General features: G+C 37.3%; 21 protein-coding genes. 13 read left to right on the top strand and 8 right to left on the bottom strand.

The genetic code is table 11. The features are described 5' to 3' along the window. The first annotated feature begins 21 nt into the window (after window positions 1–21). Window positions 22–639 (top strand): thiol:disulfide interchange protein DsbA/DsbL, encoded by a 618-nt coding sequence (locus E0H87_RS14770; RefSeq protein WP_131324289.1) that lies wholly within the window; start codon window positions 22–24, stop codon window positions 637–639. Window positions 640–718: 79 nt separating this feature from the next. Here the strand turns inward: E0H87_RS14770 and E0H87_RS14765 are convergent, their stop codons facing one another. Beyond that, window positions 719–1,345: a TetR family transcriptional regulator gene (locus E0H87_RS14765; protein WP_131324288.1), complete on the bottom strand. Its 627-nt coding sequence runs from the start codon at window positions 1,343–1,345 to the stop codon at window positions 719–721. A 194-nt stretch (window positions 1,346–1,539) separates the two neighbouring features. On the opposite strand from E0H87_RS14765, the gene rph reads away from it, so the two are divergent. Both rph and E0H87_RS16080 read left to right on the top strand, forming a co-directional pair. Continuing rightward, entirely contained in the window at window positions 1,540–2,256 is a 717-nt protein-coding gene (rph, locus tag E0H87_RS14760; RefSeq protein ID WP_131324287.1) for a ribonuclease PH, read from the top strand. 160 nt (window positions 2,257–2,416) lie between these two features. Next, window positions 2,417–2,578: a hypothetical protein gene (locus E0H87_RS16080; protein WP_165493977.1), complete on the top strand. Its 162-nt coding sequence runs from the start codon at window positions 2,417–2,419 to the stop codon at window positions 2,576–2,578. Between the two features lie 3 nt (window positions 2,579–2,581). On the opposite strand, the gene E0H87_RS14755 is transcribed toward E0H87_RS16080, so the two are convergent. Both E0H87_RS14755 and nadC read right to left on the bottom strand, forming a co-directional pair. Continuing rightward, window positions 2,582–4,420, bottom strand: a complete 1,839-nt coding sequence (locus E0H87_RS14755; RefSeq protein WP_131324286.1) for an LTA synthase family protein — start codon at window positions 4,418–4,420, stop codon at window positions 2,582–2,584. 129 nt (window positions 4,421–4,549) lie between these two features. Continuing rightward, entirely contained in the window at window positions 4,550–5,395 is an 846-nt protein-coding gene (nadC, locus tag E0H87_RS14750; protein WP_131324285.1) for a carboxylating nicotinate-nucleotide diphosphorylase, read from the bottom strand. Window positions 5,396–5,543: 148 nt separating this feature from the next. Here nadC and ampD point away from each other — a divergent pair, with 148 nt between their 5' ends. Together ampD and murJ are read left to right on the top strand one after the other, a co-directional pair. Then, window positions 5,544–6,119 (top strand): 1,6-anhydro-N-acetylmuramyl-L-alanine amidase AmpD, encoded by a 576-nt coding sequence (ampD, locus tag E0H87_RS14745; RefSeq protein WP_131324284.1) that lies wholly within the window; start codon window positions 5,544–5,546, stop codon window positions 6,117–6,119. 84 nt (window positions 6,120–6,203) lie between these two features. Next, entirely contained in the window at window positions 6,204–7,754 is a 1,551-nt protein-coding gene (murJ, locus tag E0H87_RS14740; RefSeq protein ID WP_171458386.1) for a murein biosynthesis integral membrane protein MurJ, read from the top strand. A gap of 88 nt (window positions 7,755–7,842) precedes the next feature. Here the strand turns inward: murJ and E0H87_RS14735 are convergent, their stop codons facing one another. The 5 genes from E0H87_RS14735 to E0H87_RS14715 form a co-directional block, all read right to left on the bottom strand. Beyond that, a complete protein-coding gene (locus E0H87_RS14735) occupies window positions 7,843–8,532 on the bottom strand; it encodes an FKBP-type peptidyl-prolyl cis-trans isomerase (RefSeq protein ID WP_131324282.1) in 690 nt (229 codons plus the stop codon). Between the two features lie 211 nt (window positions 8,533–8,743). Beyond that, complete coding sequence (locus E0H87_RS14730) at window positions 8,744–9,448, bottom strand: FKBP-type peptidyl-prolyl cis-trans isomerase (protein ID WP_131324281.1); 705 nt, start codon at window positions 9,446–9,448, stop codon at window positions 8,744–8,746. Window positions 9,449–9,670: 222 nt separating this feature from the next. Continuing rightward, window positions 9,671–11,863 (bottom strand): polysaccharide biosynthesis tyrosine autokinase, encoded by a 2,193-nt coding sequence (locus E0H87_RS14725; protein WP_131324280.1) that lies wholly within the window; start codon window positions 11,861–11,863, stop codon window positions 9,671–9,673. Between the two features lie 22 nt (window positions 11,864–11,885). Continuing rightward, the gene (locus E0H87_RS14720) at window positions 11,886–12,314 is read right to left on the bottom strand and encodes a low molecular weight protein-tyrosine-phosphatase (protein WP_131324322.1); all 429 of its coding nucleotides are present in this window, start codon (window positions 12,312–12,314) and stop codon (window positions 11,886–11,888) included. A 4-nt stretch (window positions 12,315–12,318) separates the two neighbouring features. Beyond that, window positions 12,319–13,413: a polysaccharide biosynthesis/export family protein gene (locus tag E0H87_RS14715; RefSeq protein ID WP_131324279.1), complete on the bottom strand. Its 1,095-nt coding sequence runs from the start codon at window positions 13,411–13,413 to the stop codon at window positions 12,319–12,321. 433 nt (window positions 13,414–13,846) lie between these two features. Here E0H87_RS14715 and tviB point away from each other — a divergent pair, with 433 nt between their 5' ends. The 8 genes from tviB to E0H87_RS14675 all read left to right on the top strand — a co-directional run bounded on the left by tviB (window position 13,847) and on the right by E0H87_RS14675 (window position 23,015). Beyond that, entirely contained in the window at window positions 13,847–15,124 is a 1,278-nt protein-coding gene (gene tviB / locus E0H87_RS14710; protein WP_131324278.1) for a Vi polysaccharide biosynthesis UDP-N-acetylglucosamine C-6 dehydrogenase TviB, read from the top strand. A 741-nt stretch (window positions 15,125–15,865) separates the two neighbouring features. Then, window positions 15,866–16,924 carry a dTDP-glucose 4,6-dehydratase gene (gene rfbB, locus E0H87_RS14705; RefSeq protein WP_131324277.1) on the top strand — a complete coding sequence of 353 codons (1,059 nt, stop codon included), beginning with the start codon at window positions 15,866–15,868 and terminating at the stop codon, window positions 16,922–16,924. Beyond that, window positions 16,924–17,796 carry a glucose-1-phosphate thymidylyltransferase RfbA gene (gene rfbA, locus E0H87_RS14700; protein ID WP_039249217.1) on the top strand — a complete coding sequence of 291 codons (873 nt, stop codon included), beginning with the start codon at window positions 16,924–16,926 and terminating at the stop codon, window positions 17,794–17,796. Before rfbB ends, rfbA begins: the two co-directional genes overlap by 1 nt. Window position 17,797: 1 nt before the next feature. Beyond that, the gene (locus E0H87_RS14695; RefSeq protein ID WP_131324276.1) at window positions 17,798–18,652 is read left to right on the top strand and encodes a WxcM-like domain-containing protein; all 855 of its coding nucleotides are present in this window, start codon (window positions 17,798–17,800) and stop codon (window positions 18,650–18,652) included. Continuing rightward, complete coding sequence (locus E0H87_RS14690; RefSeq protein WP_131324275.1) at window positions 18,652–19,767, top strand: DegT/DnrJ/EryC1/StrS family aminotransferase; 1,116 nt, start codon at window positions 18,652–18,654, stop codon at window positions 19,765–19,767. Before E0H87_RS14695 ends, E0H87_RS14690 begins: the two co-directional genes overlap by 1 nt. Window position 19,768: 1 nt before the next feature. After that, a complete protein-coding gene (locus E0H87_RS14685; protein ID WP_131324274.1) occupies window positions 19,769–21,028 on the top strand; it encodes an O-antigen translocase in 1,260 nt (419 codons plus the stop codon). Beyond that, the gene (locus E0H87_RS14680; protein ID WP_131324273.1) at window positions 21,025–21,942 is read left to right on the top strand and encodes a glycosyltransferase family 2 protein; all 918 of its coding nucleotides are present in this window, start codon (window positions 21,025–21,027) and stop codon (window positions 21,940–21,942) included. The genes E0H87_RS14685 and E0H87_RS14680 overlap by 4 nt, the downstream gene beginning before the upstream one ends. Beyond that, complete coding sequence (locus tag E0H87_RS14675) at window positions 21,939–23,015, top strand: glycosyltransferase (RefSeq protein WP_131324272.1); 1,077 nt, start codon at window positions 21,939–21,941, stop codon at window positions 23,013–23,015. The genes E0H87_RS14680 and E0H87_RS14675 overlap by 4 nt, the downstream gene beginning before the upstream one ends. Window positions 23,016–23,066 lie beyond the last annotated feature (51 nt).

Below are 23,066 nucleotides of genomic sequence, written 5' to 3'. Positions count from 1 at the left end.
ATTTAGAGGACAACAAACGCAATGAAAAAATTCCTTTTGGGTAGCCTTGCAACAGTCGTATTGGCATTTTCTGGTAGTGTTATGGCAGCGGATTTTGTTGCAGGTAAGGACTATACGGTAGTCGCCAACCCAGGCAAAGTTGAAGTGCCAGGAAAAATCGAAGTGCGTGAATTCTTTTGGTATGGTTGCCCACACTGTTTTAAATTAGAACCGCATATGCAGGCATGGTTGAAGAACATTCCAAAGGGTGTGCGTTTTGTGCGTACGCCAGCAGCAATGAACCCAGTGTGGGAACAAGGTGCACGTGGTTACTATGTTTCTGAAGCCTTAGGTGTGCGTCAAAAGACCCATTTACCTTTGTTCCATGCGATCCATGTGAATGGTCAGCAAATTTTTGATCAGCAATCTCAGGCGAAATTCTTTAGCAAATATGGTGTACCTGAAGCTAAATTTAACAGCATGTTTAACTCATTCATGATTACCTCTAAAGTCGCACAAGCGAATCAACTGGCAAAACAGTATCAGTTAACAGGTGTACCTGCGGTGGTGGTGAATGGTAAATATGTGGTACAAGGTGAAGATGCCAAAGTAACGCAAGTCGTAAGCTACTTGGTTGAGAAAGAGCGTAAAGCCAAATAAGTTGTGAAGTGTCAAAAAAACCTGCATTTTTGCAGGTTTTTTTATGAGCGTTTCGGTGACCTACAATATGTATAACGGCTTATTTCTTATGGGTGATGCCGCTAAAGAGCAGTTCTATTTGTTGAACGGTTTGATGTTTAAAACTGAGGCGTTGCTGCATCAGTTGCGGGCTGTCGGTGCTAACCATTAAATTAATCCAAGACATTGCCCAATTAAAAGATAAATTAATCAGCAGATTGGACAGGATGTTCAGGTCTTGAAAAGCATATTTAGGTTCAGTCTCACTCAGCTCATCACTTAAATCTTCAATGAGATATTCAATTTCTCGGGCAATGGCATAACGTAATAAAGCACTGCCTCCCCAACGTTCCGCACTGATAAAAATCCACCATTCAGGATGTTGTTGTACGGCGGCAAGGAACTGATTTAGGCGAGGTTCTATATTGGTAGGTTGTTGAAGCAAGGAGGCTAACTTGAGTTCGTGCAAGACCCGTTTATGTTGTAGGGCAACCTGATCAATTAATTCCAGACCGAGCTGATTTTTATCTAAGAAGTGACGATAAAACGCCGTTGGAACCAAGCCAACATGGCGGGTAATTTCTCGTAAGCTCATGCTGCTAAAAGAAATTCCTGATGAACTTAAACTTAAGACGGCATCCAAGAGGGCTTGGCGACTTTGTTGTTTACGTTCATCTCTAATCGACATAATGGCTCTCGACTGGCTTTGATGGAGTTTAACAAATTTTTTGTCCAGAAAAACAGCAGTAATTCTGAGGTAAAAAGTCGTGGCATGTCATTCAACCGAGTTTTTTGATGACAGGGTTGTGGATATACCATTTGACGAGATTGCATCTGGTATACTTGTGCGCAACGAATTTCTGTCAATATTAAAGGCGAATTATGCGTATCGACCAACGTACTCTAGATCAATTACGTGATGTAAAAATTACTCGCAATTACACACGTTATGCAGAAGGATCTGTGCTGGTTGAATTTGGCCACACCAAAGTGCTATGTACTGCTAGTATTGATAATTCTGTACCGCGCTTTCTGAAAGGTAAGGGACAAGGTTGGGTAACTGCTGAATATGGCATGTTACCACGTTCAACGCATACCCGTAGTGACCGTGAAGCGGCACGCGGCAAGCAGTCAGGGCGTACTCAAGAAATCCAACGTTTGATTGGCCGTAGTTTACGTGCCATGGTGGATCTAAAAAAATTGGGCGAGAATACCATTACCATCGACTGTGATGTGATTCAGGCTGATGGCGGCACACGTACTGCTGCCATTACGGGTGCTGCCGTGGCGTTGGTAGATGCCATGAACGTGTTGCTTGCACAAAAGAAAATTAAGCATGATCCATTAAAAGGTTTAGTTGCGGCTATTTCTGTTGGTATTTTTAAGGACGAAGTATTGTTGGATTTGTGCTATGAAGAAGATTCAAACTGCCAGACCGACTTGAATGTTGTTATGACGCAAGCAGGTGAGTTTATTGAAATTCAAGGCACAGCGGAAGACAAACCATTTACTCGTGCTCAAACCAATGACATGTTAGAAATGGCCGAACAAGGTATTCAAGCCTTGATCCAGAAGCAGCAAGAAGCTTTAGGCTGGTAATACCTTTGAGTATTGAAAAATAAAAAATGCACCCATCAGGGTGCATTTTTTTTATTACAAAACTTAATCAAATCAAGCTCAATCCATAACATGCGCTTAATTTTATGGTCATGATCGCGGTGTAGAGTACATGCCATTCATTTCATTGGAGCATGGTTTTATGGCTCAATTTTTTATACTGTTCTGCGCAGTGGTGACTTTTGCACTCATGGCGTGTGATCCACGTCCGACTCAATTCAAACAAACGGCTTCGGCTTGGGATCAAACAGCTCATCCATCACAACAAGAGCAACAAAAATCTAAAGATTCAACAGCATCATAAAACTTAAGATGCCTTTTGAGTCAGCAGTTGATAGCTATAATTTTTCCCATTCAACACATCCATATTTAAATCTTTATATTGGTTTAACAATTGCGGATGCGGATGTTTACACTTAGGATTGAGTTCGACCCCTGTTTGATGTATGGCACTATAGCAAGCATTCACTTCCTGAATAAATTGATAATAAGGAGGAAGCGGCAATTGGGCTGCCGTGAGCACTTTAGGCGCGAGAAAGTGCGCTGGAATATTGCTTTGTGTAAACAGTTTACGGTCTATAGGGTAGTTGCTCCAGACCGCCAATGGCGTACTAAAAAACTTCACATCTTTCTTTTCTGCTTTTTCTTGGGCGGACGCAAAGAAATGGAAGTCATCATAGACCTGACCCAAATTCGGCAAATGATCACCAAAGAAAATCACAATCGTTGGGCGTTCCTGTTGTTTTAAATCTTGCAGCAATTTTTCAACATGTTGATCCGCACGCTGTAAACCAGTCAGATAAGTATTCAGTTGGCGTTTGGAACTGTCACTTAGTTCTGGCTGATCAATCTTGAAATGATCTTTACCATAACGATCATCATTATAGTTAAAGTGATTTTCTACCGTAATCGCATAAATAAATTGCGGTTGTTCGGTGTGTTTCAGTTGGTTGCGAATCGATTGATAGAGTAAATCATCGTTTGCCCAACCTGCCTGATTGATATATTTGGCGCGGTCTTGGGCACTGGTCATGTTTTCCAGTGAGGTAAAGCGATTGAAACCTAAGTTTTGATAGACACTATTACGATTGTAAAAAAACTTACCGCTGTTATGCATGGCCGTGGTGTCATAACCCAAACTATTCAGATACGTGGCTAGAGAATAGGTTGGGCGTTTTAGTTTGGACACATACATCAATTCGTTATGATTGAGATAGATATTCAGACTGGTCAGGACTTCAAATTCCACATTGGCAGTACCGCCGCCAAAACTGGGCGAAAGCAAGCTTGAGGTTTGATAGCGATCAAGTGTTGGGGTGATGTTCTGTGGAATACTTTTGCCCAACTGACGCGCATCCCAATGCGCCTCACTCATAATCATGATGATATTCGGCTGTTGCTCAGGCTTGAGCACAGGTGGGGTTGTACTGAAAGGTGTATAGAGTGCCTTGATGGTGGGTTCAGGAATATTTTCGGTATTAAACAGCCGAGTATTCAGGCTATCCATCGACTTTGAAAAAAAGAACGGAATAAAACCAATTTTTTGAATGGTGAGATGATCACCAATCCAATCGCCTTTGGTATTGGGAAAATCTTGTTGGTACTTACACACCCAATTTAGATTATTCTGACTACAAAAATTACTAAAATTATTGCTAAAGTTTGCAGTAACAAAAAAACCTAATACAAGTAATGATATCAGTAGATTAGAAAAAAAGAGGCGCTTTCGTTCAAATTGTTCTTTTCGAAACAGGAACACCATAAGCGCAACACACACAGCAACCGCTGTCAGTACCGAAAATTTGAGTAACCACGGTGCAACGGTAAAGGTTTCTTGAATCAATAAGAAATCGGTGGGAACTAGGCTGGCAGATAAATATTGTTCTTTTTGATTGTTAATAAAAATGAGCAGTAAAAAAATAAATTGGCTAAATAGAACCGTAATAAAGGTCTTTCTAAACAATAAATAAACAAAGGAAATCAAGGCGTAATTGATGAGCACAGAGATGAAAAGTCTAGCGCCATTATATTGAAAATAGATTTCAGGATTTTGTAGAATTTTTGGTAGAGCAGGATAAAGACAAAAAAAGGCTACAGACACGAGTGCAATCAGCAAAAATAAAGTTTGCTGTTTCCAGATATTCATAACGGTTGCTATGGGGGGAGAAATATTAGCTCGGCATTATAAAACTTTAGAAATTAATTTCAATCGACTTAGTGTGTATAAAAGTTAGGCGAAAAAGCTAATTCTTGATCGCCTGATTTGGATCAGTCATTAGCCATTAAAACGCATAGATAAATCAATGGCTTTGACATCTTTGGTCAGTACACCCATGGAAATATAGTCAACGCCTGAGGTGGCCACTAGGCGTAAATTATCAAGGGTAATGTTACCCGAGGCTTCCAGTTTGCAACGTCCTGCAACGTGGTTTACGGCATCAATCATTTGTTGCTGACTAAAATTATCTAGCATCACAATGTCTGCTTTGGCTTCAAGGGCTTGATTGAGTTCATCCCAAGTTTCCACTTCAACCTCAACGGGTTTACTCGGTGCAATCTGATGCGCTTTGGCAATTGCCTCGGCAATACCACCTGCCGCCATAATGTGATTTTCTTTAATTAAGAACGCATCGAATAAACCCAAACGGTGGTTTTGTCCGCCACCCACTGCAACCGCATATTTTTGTGCAATACGTAAACCGGGTAGGGTTTTACGAGTATCGAGCAACTTGGTGTTTAAACCATCCAACTGTTTGACGTAATCAGCAGTTTTGGTCGCAACTGCCGATAAAGTTTGAATAAAGTTGAGTGCAGGGCGTTCTACTGTAAGTAAGCTACGCGCAGAGCCAGCAAGCTTTAAAAAAGCTTCATTGGCGGCAACTTTATCGCCGTCCTGTTTTAACCAAGTGACTTGAACCGTAGCATCAAATGCCTGAATTAAGGCATCCACCCAAGGTTGACCTGCGAGAATCATATCTTCTCGACTAATGATGGTCGCCGTTGCTTGCTCATTTTCAGGGGTTAATAAGGCAGTAATATCCCCATCACCAATGTCTTCTTGGAGTGCTTGTTGAATGTTGATCTGAATTGATTGTTCAAGCAGCGTTGGAGAAATACTCATAGTCTTTCCGTGTCATTTTAACCCATGAAAATTGCGCGTTATCTTAACATTGTTCTAAACAGTTTATTGCGTAGATTTGAGATTTTATGATGAAAGTTTTAGCATGGTGTACTTATAAATAAAGCTTCCATAGAGCAAGGAATGGATTATGCAGCAGCTCCCCTCTTTTCAGGTTGTCGATGGTCAACTCATCGGTGCGAAGCAAATTCCATCACCTAATTTTAATCAGCGACCAGAAGAAGCGAAAATTGAATTGGTGGTGATTCATAATATCAGCTTGCCACCGTCGCAGTTTGGGGGAGGTTATATCCAGCAATTTTTCCAGAACCGGCTAGATGCAACGCTACACCCTTATTTTGAAACCATTCAAGACCTAAAGGTTTCGGCCCATCTGCTGATTTTACGTACTGGAGAGGTGCTGCAATTTGTGAATTTTCAGCAACGGGCTTGGCATGCAGGACGTTCTACCTATTTAGGGCAGCAGGAATGTAATGATTATTCCATCGGGATTGAGCTTGAAGGCAGCGATGACTGTGCCTTTGAAAGCCTGCAATATCAGGTCTTAGCGCAAGTGATGGTGAGTTTGCAACAAGCTTATCCAACGATACAACAGCATGTGGCAGGGCACTCCGATATTGCACCGGGTCGTAAAACCGATCCAGGTCCTTACTTTGATTGGGTCAAGTTCAGAAGCTTGGTACAACAGATAAAGAACTCAAAATAAAGAGACATTTCCGTTGAGGTTAATCATTTAACAACGATTTTTCTTCACAAGTTTCATTACAATAGCGACTAATTTTTTAACTGGGTGGATACGATGGCGCTTTGGCGATCGACCTTTATTGTCAGTGCAATGACCATGTTGTCTCGTGTACTCGGATTAGTACGTGATATCGTCTTGCTCAATGTCTTTGGTGCAGGGAAGGATTTCGATACATTTGTGGTGGCTTTCCGTATCCCCAATTTCTTTCGGCGCCTATTCGCAGAAGGGGCATTTTCACAAGCCTTTATTCCTGTACTGACCGAATATAAAACCAGTAAGGCACATGCAGAAGTCCAGATTCTCATCAGTCGTGTATTTGGCGGTTTACTAACGATCATGACCTTGCTGACGTTTATCGCCATGGTTGCAGCGCCAGCAATTTTGTATATCTATGCGCCGGGTTTCCATTCAGATCCAGAGAAGTTTGATCTGGCCGTGAGCATGTTCCGCCTCACCATTCCATATTTAATGTTCATGTCACTGACGGCCTTTGCCAGCAGTATTTTGAACAGTTACGGTTCATTCGCATCGCCAGCATTCTCTCCAGTACTCCTCAATGTGGCAATGATTGCAGGAGCATGGTGGCTCACACCGTATATGGCTGAGCCGATTATGGCCTTGGGGTGGTCTGTTGTCGCGGCGGGGGTGTTACAGCTAGCCGTTCAGATTCCTGAACTTTGGCGTAAAAACTTATTGATTCCCCCGAAGGTTGACTTCAAACATGAAGGTGTTGATCGCATCATGAAGCTGATGCTGCCTGCATTGTTTGGGGTATCCGTGACGCAAATTAATTTACTGCTGAATACCATTTGGGCTTCATTTATGCAGGATGGTTCTGTGTCATGGCTATATAGTGCGGAGCGTATGACCGAGTTACCATTGGGGCTTATTGGCGTTGCCATCGGAACGGTCATTTTGCCGTCATTGTCGGCACGACACGCGGAGCAAGATCAACATAAATTCCGTGGCATGATGGATTGGGCTGCCAAGGTTATTGTGTTGGTTGGGCTTCCTGCCAGCATCGCACTTTTTATGCTGTCGACCCCGATTATTCAAGCTTTGTTCCAACGAGGGGAATTCACTGTAGAAGATACGCAAATGACGGCACTGGCTTTGCAGTGTATGAGTGCTGGGGTCATTGCTTTTATGCTGATTAAAGTTTTTGCGCCTGGGTTTTATGCCCAGCAAGATACCAAAACCCCAGTACGGGTCGGTTTAATGGCAGTTGCAGCCAATGCGATTTTAAACGTGGTGTTTATTGGTTTCTTTAAATTGATTGATTGGCATGCCGAACACATGGCATTGGCAATGGCATCTTCTGGTTCAGCTTTAGTCAATGCGGGAATGCTGTACTTCTACTTGCATAAACGCCATATTTTCCGTTTTGGTCCGCATTGGAAAAAGCTGTTTTTACAATACGGGGTAGCCAACATTGTAATGATTGCGGCCTTGGCTTACGGTTTAACTTGGTATGATGGCAGCTTATCCCAATGGCTGCGCGTGGCTGAAGTGATTGGCTTGTGTGTAGTGGGTGTTTTGGCCTACCTGATTGGATTAATTGTGATGGGATTCCGCCCGCGTGATTTACGCCCATAAACATGATGTTAAGTTGATACGTAAATAAAAAATCAGCTGCATTGAGATGATCTATAGTAAAAAAAGGGACTGTGATCAGTCCCTTTTTTTACGGTAATACTTGTAATAATTCGACATCGAAAATCAAGGTGCTGTTTGGCTCGATTATATCGCCAGAACCAATCTGACCATAAGCAAGATTCGCAGGAATAAAGAAGCGATATTTTGCCCCTTCCTTCATTAATTGTAAGCCTTCGGTCCAGCCTTGAATGACTTGATTGACTTGGAATTCGGCAGGGTGCTGACGTGCAATCGAGCTATCGAAAACCGTGCCATCAATCAGGCGACCTTCATAGTCCACTTTAACTTTTGAGCTGACTTTAGGTGTTTTACCCGTACCAGCTTGAATGACTTGATATTGTAAGCCTGATGCTGTGGTTTGTACGCCTGATTTTTTGGCATTTTCTGCGAGAAATGCACTACCGATTTTATTATTTTCTTCGGCTTTCTTTCTTAATTCAATTAGTTGTTGAGCTTCTGCCTGTTTTTTATATTGGGTTAAGACGCGTGCCATTTCTTCATCGGTCAATGAAGCTTCTTTGCCTTGAGCGGCTTCTCTGAGTCCTTGAATGAAGGCTTCTAGATTTAAATCTTTCATCGATTCAGCATTGGTACGGCCCATCAAATAACCAAAACTATAGCCGACCTGTTCTGAACTTGAACTGCTGGTGGTAATGGGTTTAGCAAAAGTAGTCGCACTGAATAACAGCGTCGATGCCAAGAGAATTTGTATTTTCATTCAACCTTCCTAAAGTATTTTTCATGTCGGAATATCTAAAAATTTGGGGAATATCCATGACCCGACTTTTTTATTTTTTTGCGCGTTAGATTTAAATCAGTTTCACGTTAAAATCATTTTGATTTAATCTGTTTGCTCGATTTAAACCCGTATCTTGTGCAAAAATTCATCTTTAAAGTCAAAGAAGGAGAGCTAAGCTCTCCTTAATTTCTTACTTTACTTTAATTAATTCAACATCAAAAATCAGTGTGCTGTTGGCTGGAATCGTACCTGGCACGCCTTGTTCGCCATAACCCAATTTAGCTGGAATAAATAAAGTGGCTTTACCGCCTTCCTTCATCAATTGTAAACCTTCAGTCCAACCTGGAATCACTTGATTTAGTGGGAACTCAATTGGCTCACCACGTTGGATTGAGCTATCAAAGACTTTCCCATCAACCAATTTACCTGTGTAGTGCACAGTTACTACCGAGTCAGCCGCTGGCTGCTTGCCCGTGCCTTCTTGGGTAATAATATATTGCAATCCAGAAGCGGTCGTTTTTACCCCTGGTTTTTTGGCATTTTCAGTAAGGAAGCCGTCGCTTGCACTCTGTGTATTTTTAGCTTGATCTGCCTGTTTTTTCTGCATTTCTTGTTGGAATTGCTGATACGCTTGCTGTAATTCTTGTTCAGTGTATGCAGGTTGTGTACGAGCATGACCTTCACGTACGCCTGTCACAAAGCTATTGATGTCAAGTTCAGGAGGTGTTTGATGTGCAACTTCATAACCTAAAGCATAACTAATTTTTTCAACAGCAGAAGCATTTTTAGAGGCTTTTGATGTGATCGCTTCGGGATGTTTGGTGGCATAATAAACTGGAACAAGTGCAGCACCGCCTAAAATTACAGCAACAGCGATGGGTAAGGCTTTACTCATAGGGTTTTCCAAAATTCATTGTAGTAATCAAAAATTTGCTGCTATTTTAGCAAATTTTTTAATGCTTAGATGGTATTTCAACCGACGATATATTTGGATATTACTATATGCCTGTATGGGCAAAGAAGCTATAACAGACTGATTACCTAAAACATTTTTTATACAAATAAAAAGGACCAGCATTATGCTGATCCTTTTAGGTGAAAAATGAATACTAAATGATTAATCATCTTTCGCATTTTTATAGGCATAGGCGTAGTTATAGCCATAACTTGTACCTGCCGTGCGTTGAATATCATTCAAGATAATCCCTGTCACTTTAACGTTTGCCTGTTCAAAACGATTCACGACCAACTCAAGCTCTTTAATTTGTGTTTTGCCATAACGTGCAATCACAAGGTTAACGGCTGCGTATTGGGAAATGATAATACCATCGGTAACTGCCAAAATAGGTGGCGTATCGACAATGATATGGTCAAATTGAGACGATAATTGTTCCAACAAGTTTTTAAAGCGCTCAGTACTGAGTAGCTCAGATGGATTTGCTGGACTCTTCCCGCGAGTGATCACTGATAAATTTTCAACTTCTGTCGTTTTGAGAATTTTTTCTAGCGGATGTTGACCATTAAGGTATTCAGAGAGTCCTGTTTGGTTATCTTGATGGAAGTACTTATGTAAATAGCCACGACGTAAGTCCGCATCAATCAACAATACACGCTTATTGCTTTGTGCCAAAATAACTGCAAGGTTAGTGGAAACAAATGATTTACCGAGTTCTGGTGCAGGGCCTGAAATCATAATGATGTTGTTTCGTGCATTATTGAGGGCGAAATGAATTGCCGTACGCATACTACGTAAGCTTTCAATCGCAATATCGTCACTATTTTTGACTGCAAGAATAGGAATATGTTTCTTCTTCTTGATAATGTTGACACGACTCTCCTGTGCAGGTGAACGTGGCACAGTCGCATAGACGGGAAGATCGAGTTCTGTTTCAATTTGACCAGAATCTTTAATCCCTGTACGCAGCATATTTCGCATCAATGCGACTAATACGCCCATAAATCCACCGACAAAAATTGATAAAATAAGCACAATGAGAGTTTGTGGTTTTGTTTTTTCAAAAGGTTTAACTGCTGTGTCGACAATACGAACATTCCCAATTTCACCAGCATTGGCAATTTTGAGTTGTTGGTAGTTGTTTAAGAGCGCTGTATATTGTTCAGCATTGACTTTAACATCGCGGTATAACTGTAAGTATAAGCGTTGAGTTTCAGGGAGCTGTTTTAAAGTTTGATTAAGCTGCGCTTTTTTGTCTGACAATTCGCTTAATTGAGCGTTAATTTCAGCCATTAAAGGATGGTCATTTGTATATTTAGCAGAAAGTTCGGCTTGCTTTTGCTTTAGTTCAATCATTAAGCGTTCTAGCTCAATGTTTTGCTTCAATAATAATTCAGATTCTTGTGTCACATCGACCGTGTTATATTTTTCACGAAATCTATTGAATTTAATTTCAGAATCGTCAAGTTGCTGTTTAAGTATAGGTAATTGCTTATCCAAGAACGCTAGCGTTTGCGTTGACTCTAGCGATTTTCGTTCAATATTCTGTTTGTGATAAACACTGAGGATATGATTAAGCACTTTAGTAATATGCTCTTTATCAGTTCCCTGATAATTTAAACCAATGACACCCGTTAACTTTCCACGCTCAGCAACAGCATAATTTGACATGAGGTTTTTCATGGCAGTCGGTAAAGAGTATTTGGTCAGTACAAGTTCTGGGGTAGAGGTATTGTCCTTTTTAATATAGAGAGTCCATAAACCGTATTTATTCGGGGCTTGATTTCTAGTATTGGTTTTACCTTCAAAAACCACTTCATCTTTATAAATGAGCTGGAATGAACCCTGTTGATTAAAGTTTAATTTTAAAGGTTTATCTAAAAAGTAATCTGGTACATTGAATTGTTTAATCTGAACTAGCGATGACTTATTTTGATAAACGACTTGTGTAGGCGTGTAGTCTATCGTTGTTCTATTTTCTGATATTAAACGATTAAATACGGAATTTTCGGAATCAGTAACACCCAGGTCAAGATTTAAATCCTGAACAACTTTGCCTAAAACCATTCTAGATTTTAAAACTTCAATTTCAGCATCGGCAGAAGACTTTTGTCCTATACCTCCTGAAAGTTGACTCAATTCACCAAGCAGTGCCGCAGAGGCTGCGCTTTTACCATCTTCTACAAGTACAAGAGCGTCTGTTGAATAAACAGGTTGTGTAATTCTTAAATAGAGTAAGGCAAAAATTAAGCTCAGAATAATACACAGAACTATAAGTTTCCATTGAGCAATTAAGGAAAAGAATAACTCTTTTAAGCTGATAGTATCTTCGCTAGTACTAGAATTTTGATTCATAGGTTAATATCGTAATAATTTATTAAAAATGTGACTTCCAATCAGCAACAAAGCTTTGAATATTGGCACAGGTCGTATCAAAAAAAGCTTGATCATGCTGGTAGGGGTCAGCAACATTTTGTTTTTGCCAATGACCTAAACGAAAGACCTTACCCTTAGCAAAAGGCCACTGTTTTTCTATATGTTGAGTTTGATTGTTACTCATAACTAAAATTAAGTCAGCGGCTTTAATTAAGTTGGCATTTATTTGTTTGGCGATATGTTGTCGCATATCGATATTAAATCTATCCATACAGTGAATCGCTTTTTCATCAGCACCATGACCGACCATGGCGGATAAACCTGCTGATTCAATCTGTAAATGGGGATATTCATGCTTTAAAAAATACTCTGCCATAGGGCTTCTACAAATATTTCCAACACAAACCACTAAAATATTTTGTATGGCCATCAAATTATTTCCCAAGTTGATCTAAGGTATATAAGGTACTTGAGAACGGTATAATTTGATTTACTACACGTTGCCAACGAGTTAAACCTGTTGCATCTATATAGACAATATCATTTTTCTTCATATTGAATTGATTGGCTAAAGCTAGGTTTCCAAGACTACTCAAATTGAGGTGATAAATGGTTGATTGCTTAGTATTCAAATCGGTACGCATGACATAAATTCTTGCTGCACTGGCAGAATAAGGATTAATCCCTTCACTCTCACCTAATACATCACTTAGAGACATACCTTGATCTCTTAAGTTAATGGCTTGACTTTTATTTGATTCACCCATGACATAAAGTTTTTGTTCTTGTTTTGTATTGACGAAAATAGTGTCATCCGCTTGAACGAGCAAATTGTGTAAAGATAAACCTTGCTTTTCTAATTGAATCGTATTCAGATTGTAAGTATGACCATTCCGAATCAGTTGAATATTAGTGGTATCTCCAGTCTTGGTGTCAATACCTCCTGCTTGTCCCAATGCTGTATAAAGGCTAATTGGTAAATCACTGATGGTATATTGCCCACTTCTTAGAACTTGGCCATTGACATAATAACGCTTGGCTTCAAAAGAGAGTACGCGTACGATCACATCAGGATTTTTTAAGTATCGGCTGAACTGATCACGTAAAAACGTATGTGCTTCAGCAAGTGTTTTTCCCGCAATTTTGACCGAACCAATCAGTGGAAGTTGAACATTTCCATTCGGGTCAATAGGATAACCTGTCGATCTGATATTTGCTGTATCTTGAATTGGGGGCGTAATTTCTGGGTATGCCCACAATTGAATAGACAATACATCGCCGTAATTTAAACGATAAACGCTAGGTTTTTTATTAAAAAGTGCCTGAATTCCTGAAAAATTAGTTATCGGTGGTTGTCCAATATTGGAAATATTATCTTGTGTTAACTGTATAACATTCAGTTCAGCACCTTGGTTGGTTTTATACGAGCCTTGATCAGGAAGATCGTAGGTTTGAAGTCCTGATGTTGCTGCACAACCAGTTATGCCTAAACCTAGTGCTAACAATATGCTATAACGGTAGTAACTCACTCGAAAATAAACCCTATTTATAAGTAATTTGAATATTGAATCTGGGTTTCGAGAACCCGAAGAATTTATATAAAACTGGTAAATACTATACCAATTAGCATCTTTAATATAGCCTAAGATGTTAGTGAAACGTACTGTTTGTATAACATAGCTAAATATTTTTTTGATGTAATAAGTAACTCGCATTCCTAAGATGTAAGTGGTTTTTTAAAAAGAACGACCTAAGTCTCTAAATTTGTCCGCCTAAAGAATGGGTTTACACGCTTAAGATCATTTGTCAGAGAAACAATGTATATATTCTATGTAAAATGATCGAAACCGTTCAGATTCATATTGCGTTGAACAACATAATTTAGTCATTAAATAAAATGAATTTCTGCTATATTGTGCGTGATTTAATGATTTCTTATCCTAATTAGCACAAGGCTGTACTATGCTTCAACTTGCTGATCTAAAAATTGCCATCATCGGATTAGGCTACGTTGGGTTACCCTTAGCCGTGGAGTTTGGTAAAAAAGTCCCAGTGGTGGGTTTTGATATTTACCAAAAACGTATTGATGAGCTTAATAACGGTCAAGATTCTACTTTAGAAGTTTCTAATGAGGAATTACAGCAAGCTGTGAGTTTACGCTATAGTGCAAGCTTAGCCGATTTAAAAGATTGCAACTTTTTTATAGTTACAGTTCCAACGCCGATTGATGACTTTAAGCAACCAGACTTGAGCCCTCTTATTAAGGCATCAACCAGTATTGCCCAGGTATTAAAAAAAGATGACATCGTGGTTTATGAATCAACGGTATATCCTGGCGCCACGGAAGAGGCGTGTATTCCTGTCTTAGAAAAAGTATCTGGCTTAACATACAATACAGACTTTTTTGCAGGCTATAGTCCTGAACGAATTAACCCAGGGGATAAACAACACAGGGTCACTAATATTTTGAAAATAACTTCAGGGTCTACGGCTGAAGTTTCCGATTTTATTGATGAAGTTTATAATTTAATTATTCATGCAGGCACGTATAAAGCTCCGAGTATTCAAGTTGCTGAAGCGGCAAAAGTGATAGAAAATACACAACGAGATGTAAATATTGCATTAATCAATGAGCTTGCACTCATCTTTAATAAAATGGGTATCGACACCGAAGAAGTGCTTAAAGCTGCGGGTACAAAATGGAATTTTCTACCGTTTCGTCCAGGTTTAGTCGGTGGACATTGCATTGGTGTAGACCCTTATTATTTAACTCATAAAGCACAGTCTATTGGATTGCATCCTGAAATTATTTTGGCTGCACGTCGTTTAAATGATCGTATGGGTGAGTATGTTGCAACGCAACTCATTAAAGAAATGGTCAAACAGCGCATTCAGGTGGTAGGTGCACGAATCTTAGTCATGGGGCTTAGTTTTAAAGAAAATTGCCCAGATATTCGTAATACCAAAATTGTCGATTTTATTAAAGCACTCAAAGATTATGACTTAGACTTGGACATTTATGATCCTTGGGTCGATGAGCAAGAAGTGCAGCACGAATATGGTCTAGCACCGATTCAGCACCTAGAGCAAGGTCTGTATGATGCAATTGTGATTGCTGTTGCCCACAATCAGTTTAAGTCTATGACTGCTCAAGAGTTTCATGCTTTGGGTAAAGAAAAATGTGTGCTTTATGATTTGAAATATATTCTTGATAAAACTGAAAGTGACTTACGTTTATAGTTTTTTCATTTCATGAAAATTTAAAGTTATCGTTTCTAAATCAAAGGTTTATATACTACCTGTACAACAGACTTCTTCCATAATTGTCTATAGTGAGTTTGTTTTTCTCTTACTATTAGGGGATAAAAAGCGCTTATGTTACAAGGCTACGATATGGAGTTGCCTATTCAGCGTAATTTTTTGCGATCATGCAGTGCATGTCAAAAGCTGAAAAGTCCAAATTTGAAAACTTCAAAGGAGACTTTTTATTGCTGATGCTGTGATGGAGTTCGTAGTAATGTCCATATTGTGACATAATTGGATTGCATAATCATGGGTGTGTATGACAAATATTTGCATGCGACAATCTGTAGGGGTTATATATGGCTTTTTTCGGTCAAAAAAAATTATTAATACAAAACGTTTGTTTGGATAAATTTCGCTATTTCAAAAGTTGGTTTTTAGCTATATGAATCATGACTTATAGTGTGAAGCGAATATAGAGATTGTCCGTTGAATATTTAGCAGTTTTCTTAAACAGCCCGAGTGCTTAAAGCTCCCAAGAATTGAACAAAAATGATATAATTTATTCATCTAAATTTGATAAATTATGCGCTGTTCGATTCAACTGCTTATATCATGCATTTATGTGTTTTGAACAAATTTGGCAAATAGTTTTAGAAAAAAGGCATATATTACTTATTGAAAGATTACCCTTAAATTATTTAGTTAAAAATTAATTTGGATTAAAAGCAGGAAAGTATGAACTTATTGGTAACAGGTGGTGCTGGATTTATTGGTTCAGCAGTCGTTCGCCATATTATTGAAAATACAAAACATCACGTACTTAACATCGATAAACTCACCTATGCTGGCAATCTAGAATCACTGGTATCAGTTGAGAACAATGAACGTTATCAATTTAGTCAAATTGATATCTGTGACCAAGCCGCATTAGAGAAAATCTTCCAGCAATTTAAGCCAGATGTGGTTATGCATTTAGCCGCTGAGTCGCATGTAGATCGTTCAATCGATGGTCCCGCTGAGTTTATTACAACAAATATTGTGGGAACTTATACATTATTAGAGGTTGCGCGTAAGTACTGGCTACAATTAAATGAAGAGAAGAAAACCTCTTTTAAATTTCATCATATTTCAACAGATGAGGTTTATGGTGATTTAGAGGGTACAACAGATTTATTTACTGAAACGACATCTTATGCGCCAAGTTCGCCGTATTCAGCAAGTAAAGCAAGTTCAGATCATTTAGTGCGTGCTTGGCATAGAACATATGGTTTACCAACCGTAGTAACGAATTGTTCAAACAATTACGGGCCATACCACTTTCCAGAAAAGCTTATTCCATTAGTGATTTTAAATGCGCTGGATGGTAAGGCTTTACCGATTTATGGTAAAGGTGACCAGATTCGTGATTGGTTGTATGTCGAAGATCATGCCAAAGCTCTATATAAAGTTGTGACTGAAGGTAAAGTTGGGGAAACTTATAATATCGGTGGTCATAATGAAAAACAAAATATAGAAGTTGTGAAAACAATTTGTAAAATTTTAGATGAATTAAAACCGCAAAATAATCATCAACCTTATGAGACATTAATCACTTTCGTAAAAGATCGCCCAGGACATGATTTGCGTTATGCAATTGATGCCTCGAAAATTGCAAAAGATTTAGGCTGGAAGCCTGAGGAAACATTTGAAACAGGGATTAGAAAGACCGTTGAGTGGTATTTAAATAATTTAGAGTGGTGCCGCCGGGTACAAGATGGTAGTTACCAAAGAGAAAGATTAGGTGTAAGTGCATAATGAGTACAAAAGGTATAATTTTAGCAGGTGGTTCAGGGACACGTTTGTATCCGATCACAAAAGGCGTTTCAAAACAACTGTTACCAATTTACGATAAGCCAATGGTTTACTATCCATTGTCTGTGTTGATGTTGGCTGGTATTCGTGAAGTCCTTATTATCAGTACGCCAGACGATATAGATGGCTTTAAGCGATTATTGGGTGATGGTTCACAATTCGGAGTTGAATTAAGTTATGCGATCCAACCAAGTCCAGATGGTTTAGCTCAAGCATTTATTATTGGCGAAGAGTTTATTGGCGAAAGTAATGTCTGTTTAGTACTTGGCGATAATATTTTCTATGGTCAAGGTTTTACACCAATGCTACGCCAGGCTGTGGCTCGTCAAAAGGGTGCAACCGTATTTGGTTATCAAGTCAAAGATCCTGAACGTTTTGGTGTTGTTGAGTTTGATGAGGAAAAACGAGCTGTTTCATTAGAAGAAAAACCAAAACATCCAAAATCGAATTTTGCGGTTACGGGACTTTATTTTTACGATAATGATGTAGTAAAAATTGCAAAACAAGTAAAACCATCAGATCGTGGTGAACTTGAAATTACGACAGTGAACCAGATGTATCTAGACCGTGGTGATCTCAATGTTGAGTTACTTGGACGCGGTTTTGCTTGGTTAGATACAGGAACACATGCAAGCTTACTTGAAGCAGCACAGTTTGTTGAAACCATTGAAAAACGTCAAGGTTATAAAGTGGCGTGTCTTGAAGAAATTGCACTTCATAATGGTTGGTTGACGAAAGCTCAAGTGTTAGAAATTGGCCAAAGCATGAGTAAGAATGATTATGGTCAATATTTGATTTCTTTGGTAACTGAATAAAATGAGCTTTGTAAAATTAATTGACTTGCCGAGTTTTGGTGATGAACGAGGTGGTTTAGTTGCGATTGAGTCTAATCAGTCAATTCCTTTTGATGTAAAACGTTTGTATTACATCTTTAATACGTCACAAAAACCGCGTGGCTTTCATGCTCATATTGATTTAAAACAAGTTGCAATATGTTTGAAAGGTAGCTGTAGATTTATTCTGGATAATGGTTCTACTAAAGAAGAAGTTGTTTTAGATAACCCGACCCAAGGTTTGGTTATTAAAGGATTGATCTGGCGTGAAATGCATGATTTTTCAGAAGATTGTGTATTACTCGTTTTAGCAAGTGAACATTTTACAGAGCAAGATTATATTCGAAATTACGATGAGTTTCTGCGTGTAGTAAATCAGCCTTATATTCATCCATTATCCGATGTTAAATCTAAAAATATTGGTCAAAAAACAAAAGTTTGGCAATATAGTGTGATTTTCCCACAAGCGGTTATTGGAGAAAATTGTAATATTTGTGCGCACACTATGATTGAAAATGATGTGCAAATTGGTAATAACGTCACAATTAAATCAGGTGTATATGTATGGGATGGGATTACATTAGAAGATAACGTTTTTGTTGGTCCTAGCGTTACTTTTACAAATGATAAGACTCCCCGTTCAAAGCAATACCCCGATGAGTTTCTAAAAACTATAGTTGAACAAGGTGCAAGTATTGGTGGTAATGCTACCATTTTACCGGGCATAAGAATTGGTCGAAATGCATTGGTTGGTGCAGGCGCAGTAGTAACTAAAGATGTTCCGGAAAATGCAATTGTAGTAGGAAATCCTGCAATTATTAAAGGCTATGTGAAATAATGATTCCTTTCTTAGATTTAAAAAGTATAAATAGTCAATATCGTACAGAACTCATTGAGGCTTGTACTCGTGTCATAGACTCTGGCTGGTACATAGGCGGAAATGAGCTAGCTCAATTTGAAAAAAACTTTGCGGAGTATTGTGGAGTAAAATTTGCAATTGGAGTTGCAAATGGTTTAGATGCCTTGATTCTTACGCTTCGAGCATGGAAAGAGTTGGGGAAACTAAATGATGGTGACGAAGTAATCGTCCCATCAAATACATACATTGCAAGTATTTTAGCAATCACTGCAAATAACCTAACTCCAGTTTTAGTTGAACCGGATATTAATACTTATAATATCGATCCAAGCAAGATTGAGGCTGCAATTACTCCAAAAACGAAAGTAATCTTACCTGTTCATTTATATGGGCAATTAGCAGAAATGCCTGCAATCATGGCAATTGCCAATAAATATAATCTATTTGTTTTAGAAGATTCAGCTCAATCACATAGTGCTGAAATTAATGGAATAAAAGCTGGAAACTGGGGAGATGCTTCTGGTTTCAGTTTCTATCCTGGTAAAAATTTAGGTGCATTAGGGGATGCTGGCGCTGTAACCACTAATAATGAAGAACTTGCACAAATGTTACGTGCTCTTCGTAATTATGGTTCTCATGAGAAATATAAAAATTTAGTGCCTGGTGTAAATAGTCGTCTTGATGAAATTCAAGCTGCCATGCTAGATATTAAATTAAAATATTTAGATCAAGAAATAGCTCATCGCCGTAAAATTGCTCAATTATATTTGCAGCATATAGTCAATCCTTTAATCAAATTACCCTTAGCCCAGAAAAATGCTGAAGAGTATCAGCAACACGTTTGGCATTTATTTGTGATTCGTACTGAGCATCGTGAAGCTTTGCAAAAGTACTTGGCTGAACAGGGTGTACAAACTTTAATTCATTATCCTATCCCACCTCATAAGCAACAGGCTTATAAAGAATGGAATGACTTAAGTTATCCTATATCTGAGGAGATTCATGCTGAAGTGATGAGTTTACCTATTGGTCCTACACTAAGCGTGGAAGAGGCTGAGAAAGTAATTCAGATTTGTAATAATTTTAAAGTCTAAAATGAATTTACTAAAAACAAGTGTACTAAATGGCGTGGCTGTTTTAATTAAAACGGCCACGATGTTTATTTTAAATAAGATTTTAGCTATTTATGTTGGTCCAGCTGGTTATGCGGCTATTGGGCAGTTTCAAAATTTTATACAAATGGTGACAACTTTCGCTGGTAGTGCAATTAATACTGCAGTTATTAAATATACAGCAGAGTATTATGAAGATGAAACCAAACAACGAAATATATGGAAAACAGCGGGAAGTATCGTCTTACTTTTTAGCTTAATTTTTTCACTAATTATACTAATTTTTCAAAAACAACTTTCAATTTATATTTTCCATACTGAACTTTATCAAGCAGTCTTTGTTTGGTTTGCTATATTCTTAACATTATTTACCTTTAATGCACTTTTTTTGGCTATTTTAAATGGAAAAAAAGAAGTTTTAAGGTTAGTTATTGCAAATATTGTAGGCAGTATTTTTTCTTTAGCTGTCACGAGTTTTTTAGCAATAAAATATGGTTTGTATGGTGCTTTAGTTGCTCTTTCAATTTATCAGTCTCTAGCTTTCTTAATAACTTTATTTTTATGTTACAAAGCTGATTGGTTTAAAGTGTCATATCTATTCGGAAAAATAGATAAAGCTATTGCTAAAAAATTTGTAGCTTTTGCTCTTATGGCTTTAGTTAGCGCTATCTGTGTTCCACTTTCTCAGATAGTCATTCGAAGTTACCTCACACACGAGTACGGGGTAACTTATGCTGGCTACTGGGAAGCGATGATACGTCTAAGTGCAGCATATCTCATGTTAGTGACTACAACGTTGAGTGTATATTATTTACCGAGACTTTCAGAACTATCAAGAATTGGGGAAATTAAGTCAGAAGTTTACTTGGGATATAAATATATATTTCCGTTGGCTGCTATAGGTAGTCTAGTTGTATATTTTCTCAGAGATTGGATTATAGGTATTTTGTTTACTAAAAATTTTTTGCCGATGCGTGATCTGTTTTTTTGGCAGATGATAGGCGATTCTTTAAAAATTGGTAGCTGGATACTTGCATATCTAATGTTAAGTAAGACTATGACCAAATTATTTGTAACAACGGAAATTTTATTTGCAATAACTTCAATATTATTAACTTATCTGTGCACCCATATATTTGGATTTGAAGGAGTCTCTATAGCTCACTTAATTAATTATGGAGTGTACTGGTTTGTCATGAGTATTTGTGTTTTTAAAAGTTTAAAAGAAAAGGGTGCAGTATGACTGATAAAAATCAGCCTTTAGTTTCTGTCGTTATACCTTGTTATAATCATGAAAATTTCGTTCAAGACTGTATCCAAAGTGTGATTAATCAAACCTATCAAAATATTGAACTTATCATCATTGATGATGGTTCAAAAGATGAATCTGTTAAAAAAATTCAAAAGTTAGTGAATCAGTGTAAAGAAAGATTTATTAGATTCGAATTTAAAAATCGATCGAATAAAGGCTTGTGTACTACCTTAAATGAGGCCCTTGAATGGTGCCAAGGAGAATATTATTCTGTTATTGCTTCTGATGATATGATTGAAAAAGATAAAATTGATATCCAAGTAAATTATTTAAATAAGCATCCAGAAATCGTAGCTTTGTATGGGAGTATAAAGTCAATAAATCATGAAAATAAGTTAAGAAAAATTTTTAAAGTGAGAAATGAGCTAGTTGATTTTAAAAAAATCTTAACTGGAAATTACACACTTTATGCTCCAACACAGATTACAAAATTAGCAGCAGTAAATTTGGTGGGAAAATATTCAACTGATACAAAGTTAGAGGATTTAGATATTTTATTAAAGTTAACTCATATGGGGTGGAATGTTATGTGTATAGATAATATTTTGGCTTCGTATAGAGATCATGATGAAAATATAACAAAAAATCGAAAAATAATTTTTAACGAAAGAATTAAGCTAATAAATAAATATCAAGACTCTGAGTTTTATGCACAAGCAGTAACTACTTTAGAATTAGATAGGTTGAACTACTATCTTTGGTATGACAAACGAAATGCTTTGATTGAAATACAAAAATTAAAAAAGGATCATTCAATAACTACCTTACAAACATTTGTTTTTTTCGTAAAATTAATTATACCATATACATACCTTAAAGCAGTCAAGGATTTGTTTTTTAAATGAAAATTTTTTACATTATTACTCAATTCGGGATAGGCGGGGCTGAAAGAGTTTTAATGAACCTTGCCAATGAAATGGAAAAAAAAGGACATGAAATACATATTGTAAGTTTATTACCTATTTCAGGTATGGAAACTAATGATATGAATATTCAATTTCTAGATTTTAAAAGAAATTTTTTTAAATCTTTTATTGACTTGAGATATTTAATTAATCAACTTGATCCAGATGTTGTACATAGTCACTGCTTACATGCAAATGTCATCACTCGATTGCTTAGAACAATTACGCCGATGAAAAAATTAATTTCATCCGCACATAGTTCAAATGAAGGTGGAGGTATTTTTATGAAAATTTATAAATATACTAATTTTTTGGCTGATATTAATACAAATGTGAGTGATGCTGCTGTAAAAAAGTATATAGATAATAATTATATAAGAAAAAACGATATTCGTAGAGTTTATAACGTAATTGATATTTTAAGTTATGATTTTTGTGAAATTAGCCGAGATAAGTATAGGAAGAATTTTGAATTAGAAAATACTACTGTATTAATTTCAGTTGGAACTTTAAAAGAAGCAAAGGATTACCCAATTTTAATTAAAGCAATATCTATTTTAAAAGTACAAGGAATTCATAATTTTAAGCAATTTATTGTTGGGAATGGTCCGCTTGATACAGAATTAAAGAAAATGGTGAGCACATATGGTTTAGAAAATGAAATAATTTTTTTAGGAGGAAGAGATGATATTAAAGAATTACTGAGTATGGCAGATATTTTTGTTCTTTCATCAAAATTTGAAGGTTTACCAACAGTACTTGTTGAAGCTATTATGGCTGAAAATATTGTTGTATCAACAAAGTGTGAAGGGGTTGATGAGATTTTAAGAGATAGTCCTTTTCTTGCAAATATATCTGATTGTAATGAATTGGCTTTAAGTATCGAAAAAGCAATTAATTTTTTAAATTCTCAGGAAAAAAATAATTCTTTAATATCTCAAAAAGAGTATGTAAAAGAAAATTTTTCAAAAGAAAATATTTTCCAACAATGGTTAGATATTTATGAGAAATAATCAAAATTTTTTATAAAGATCAAAGTATATGAATCTCAATATTTTTATCTA

This window comes from Acinetobacter sp. ANC 4178 (genome assembly GCF_004331175.1).
Classification (GTDB): Bacteria; Pseudomonadota; Gammaproteobacteria; order Pseudomonadales; family Moraxellaceae; genus Acinetobacter.
This window is presented reverse-complemented; position numbering and strand designations above follow the sequence as displayed.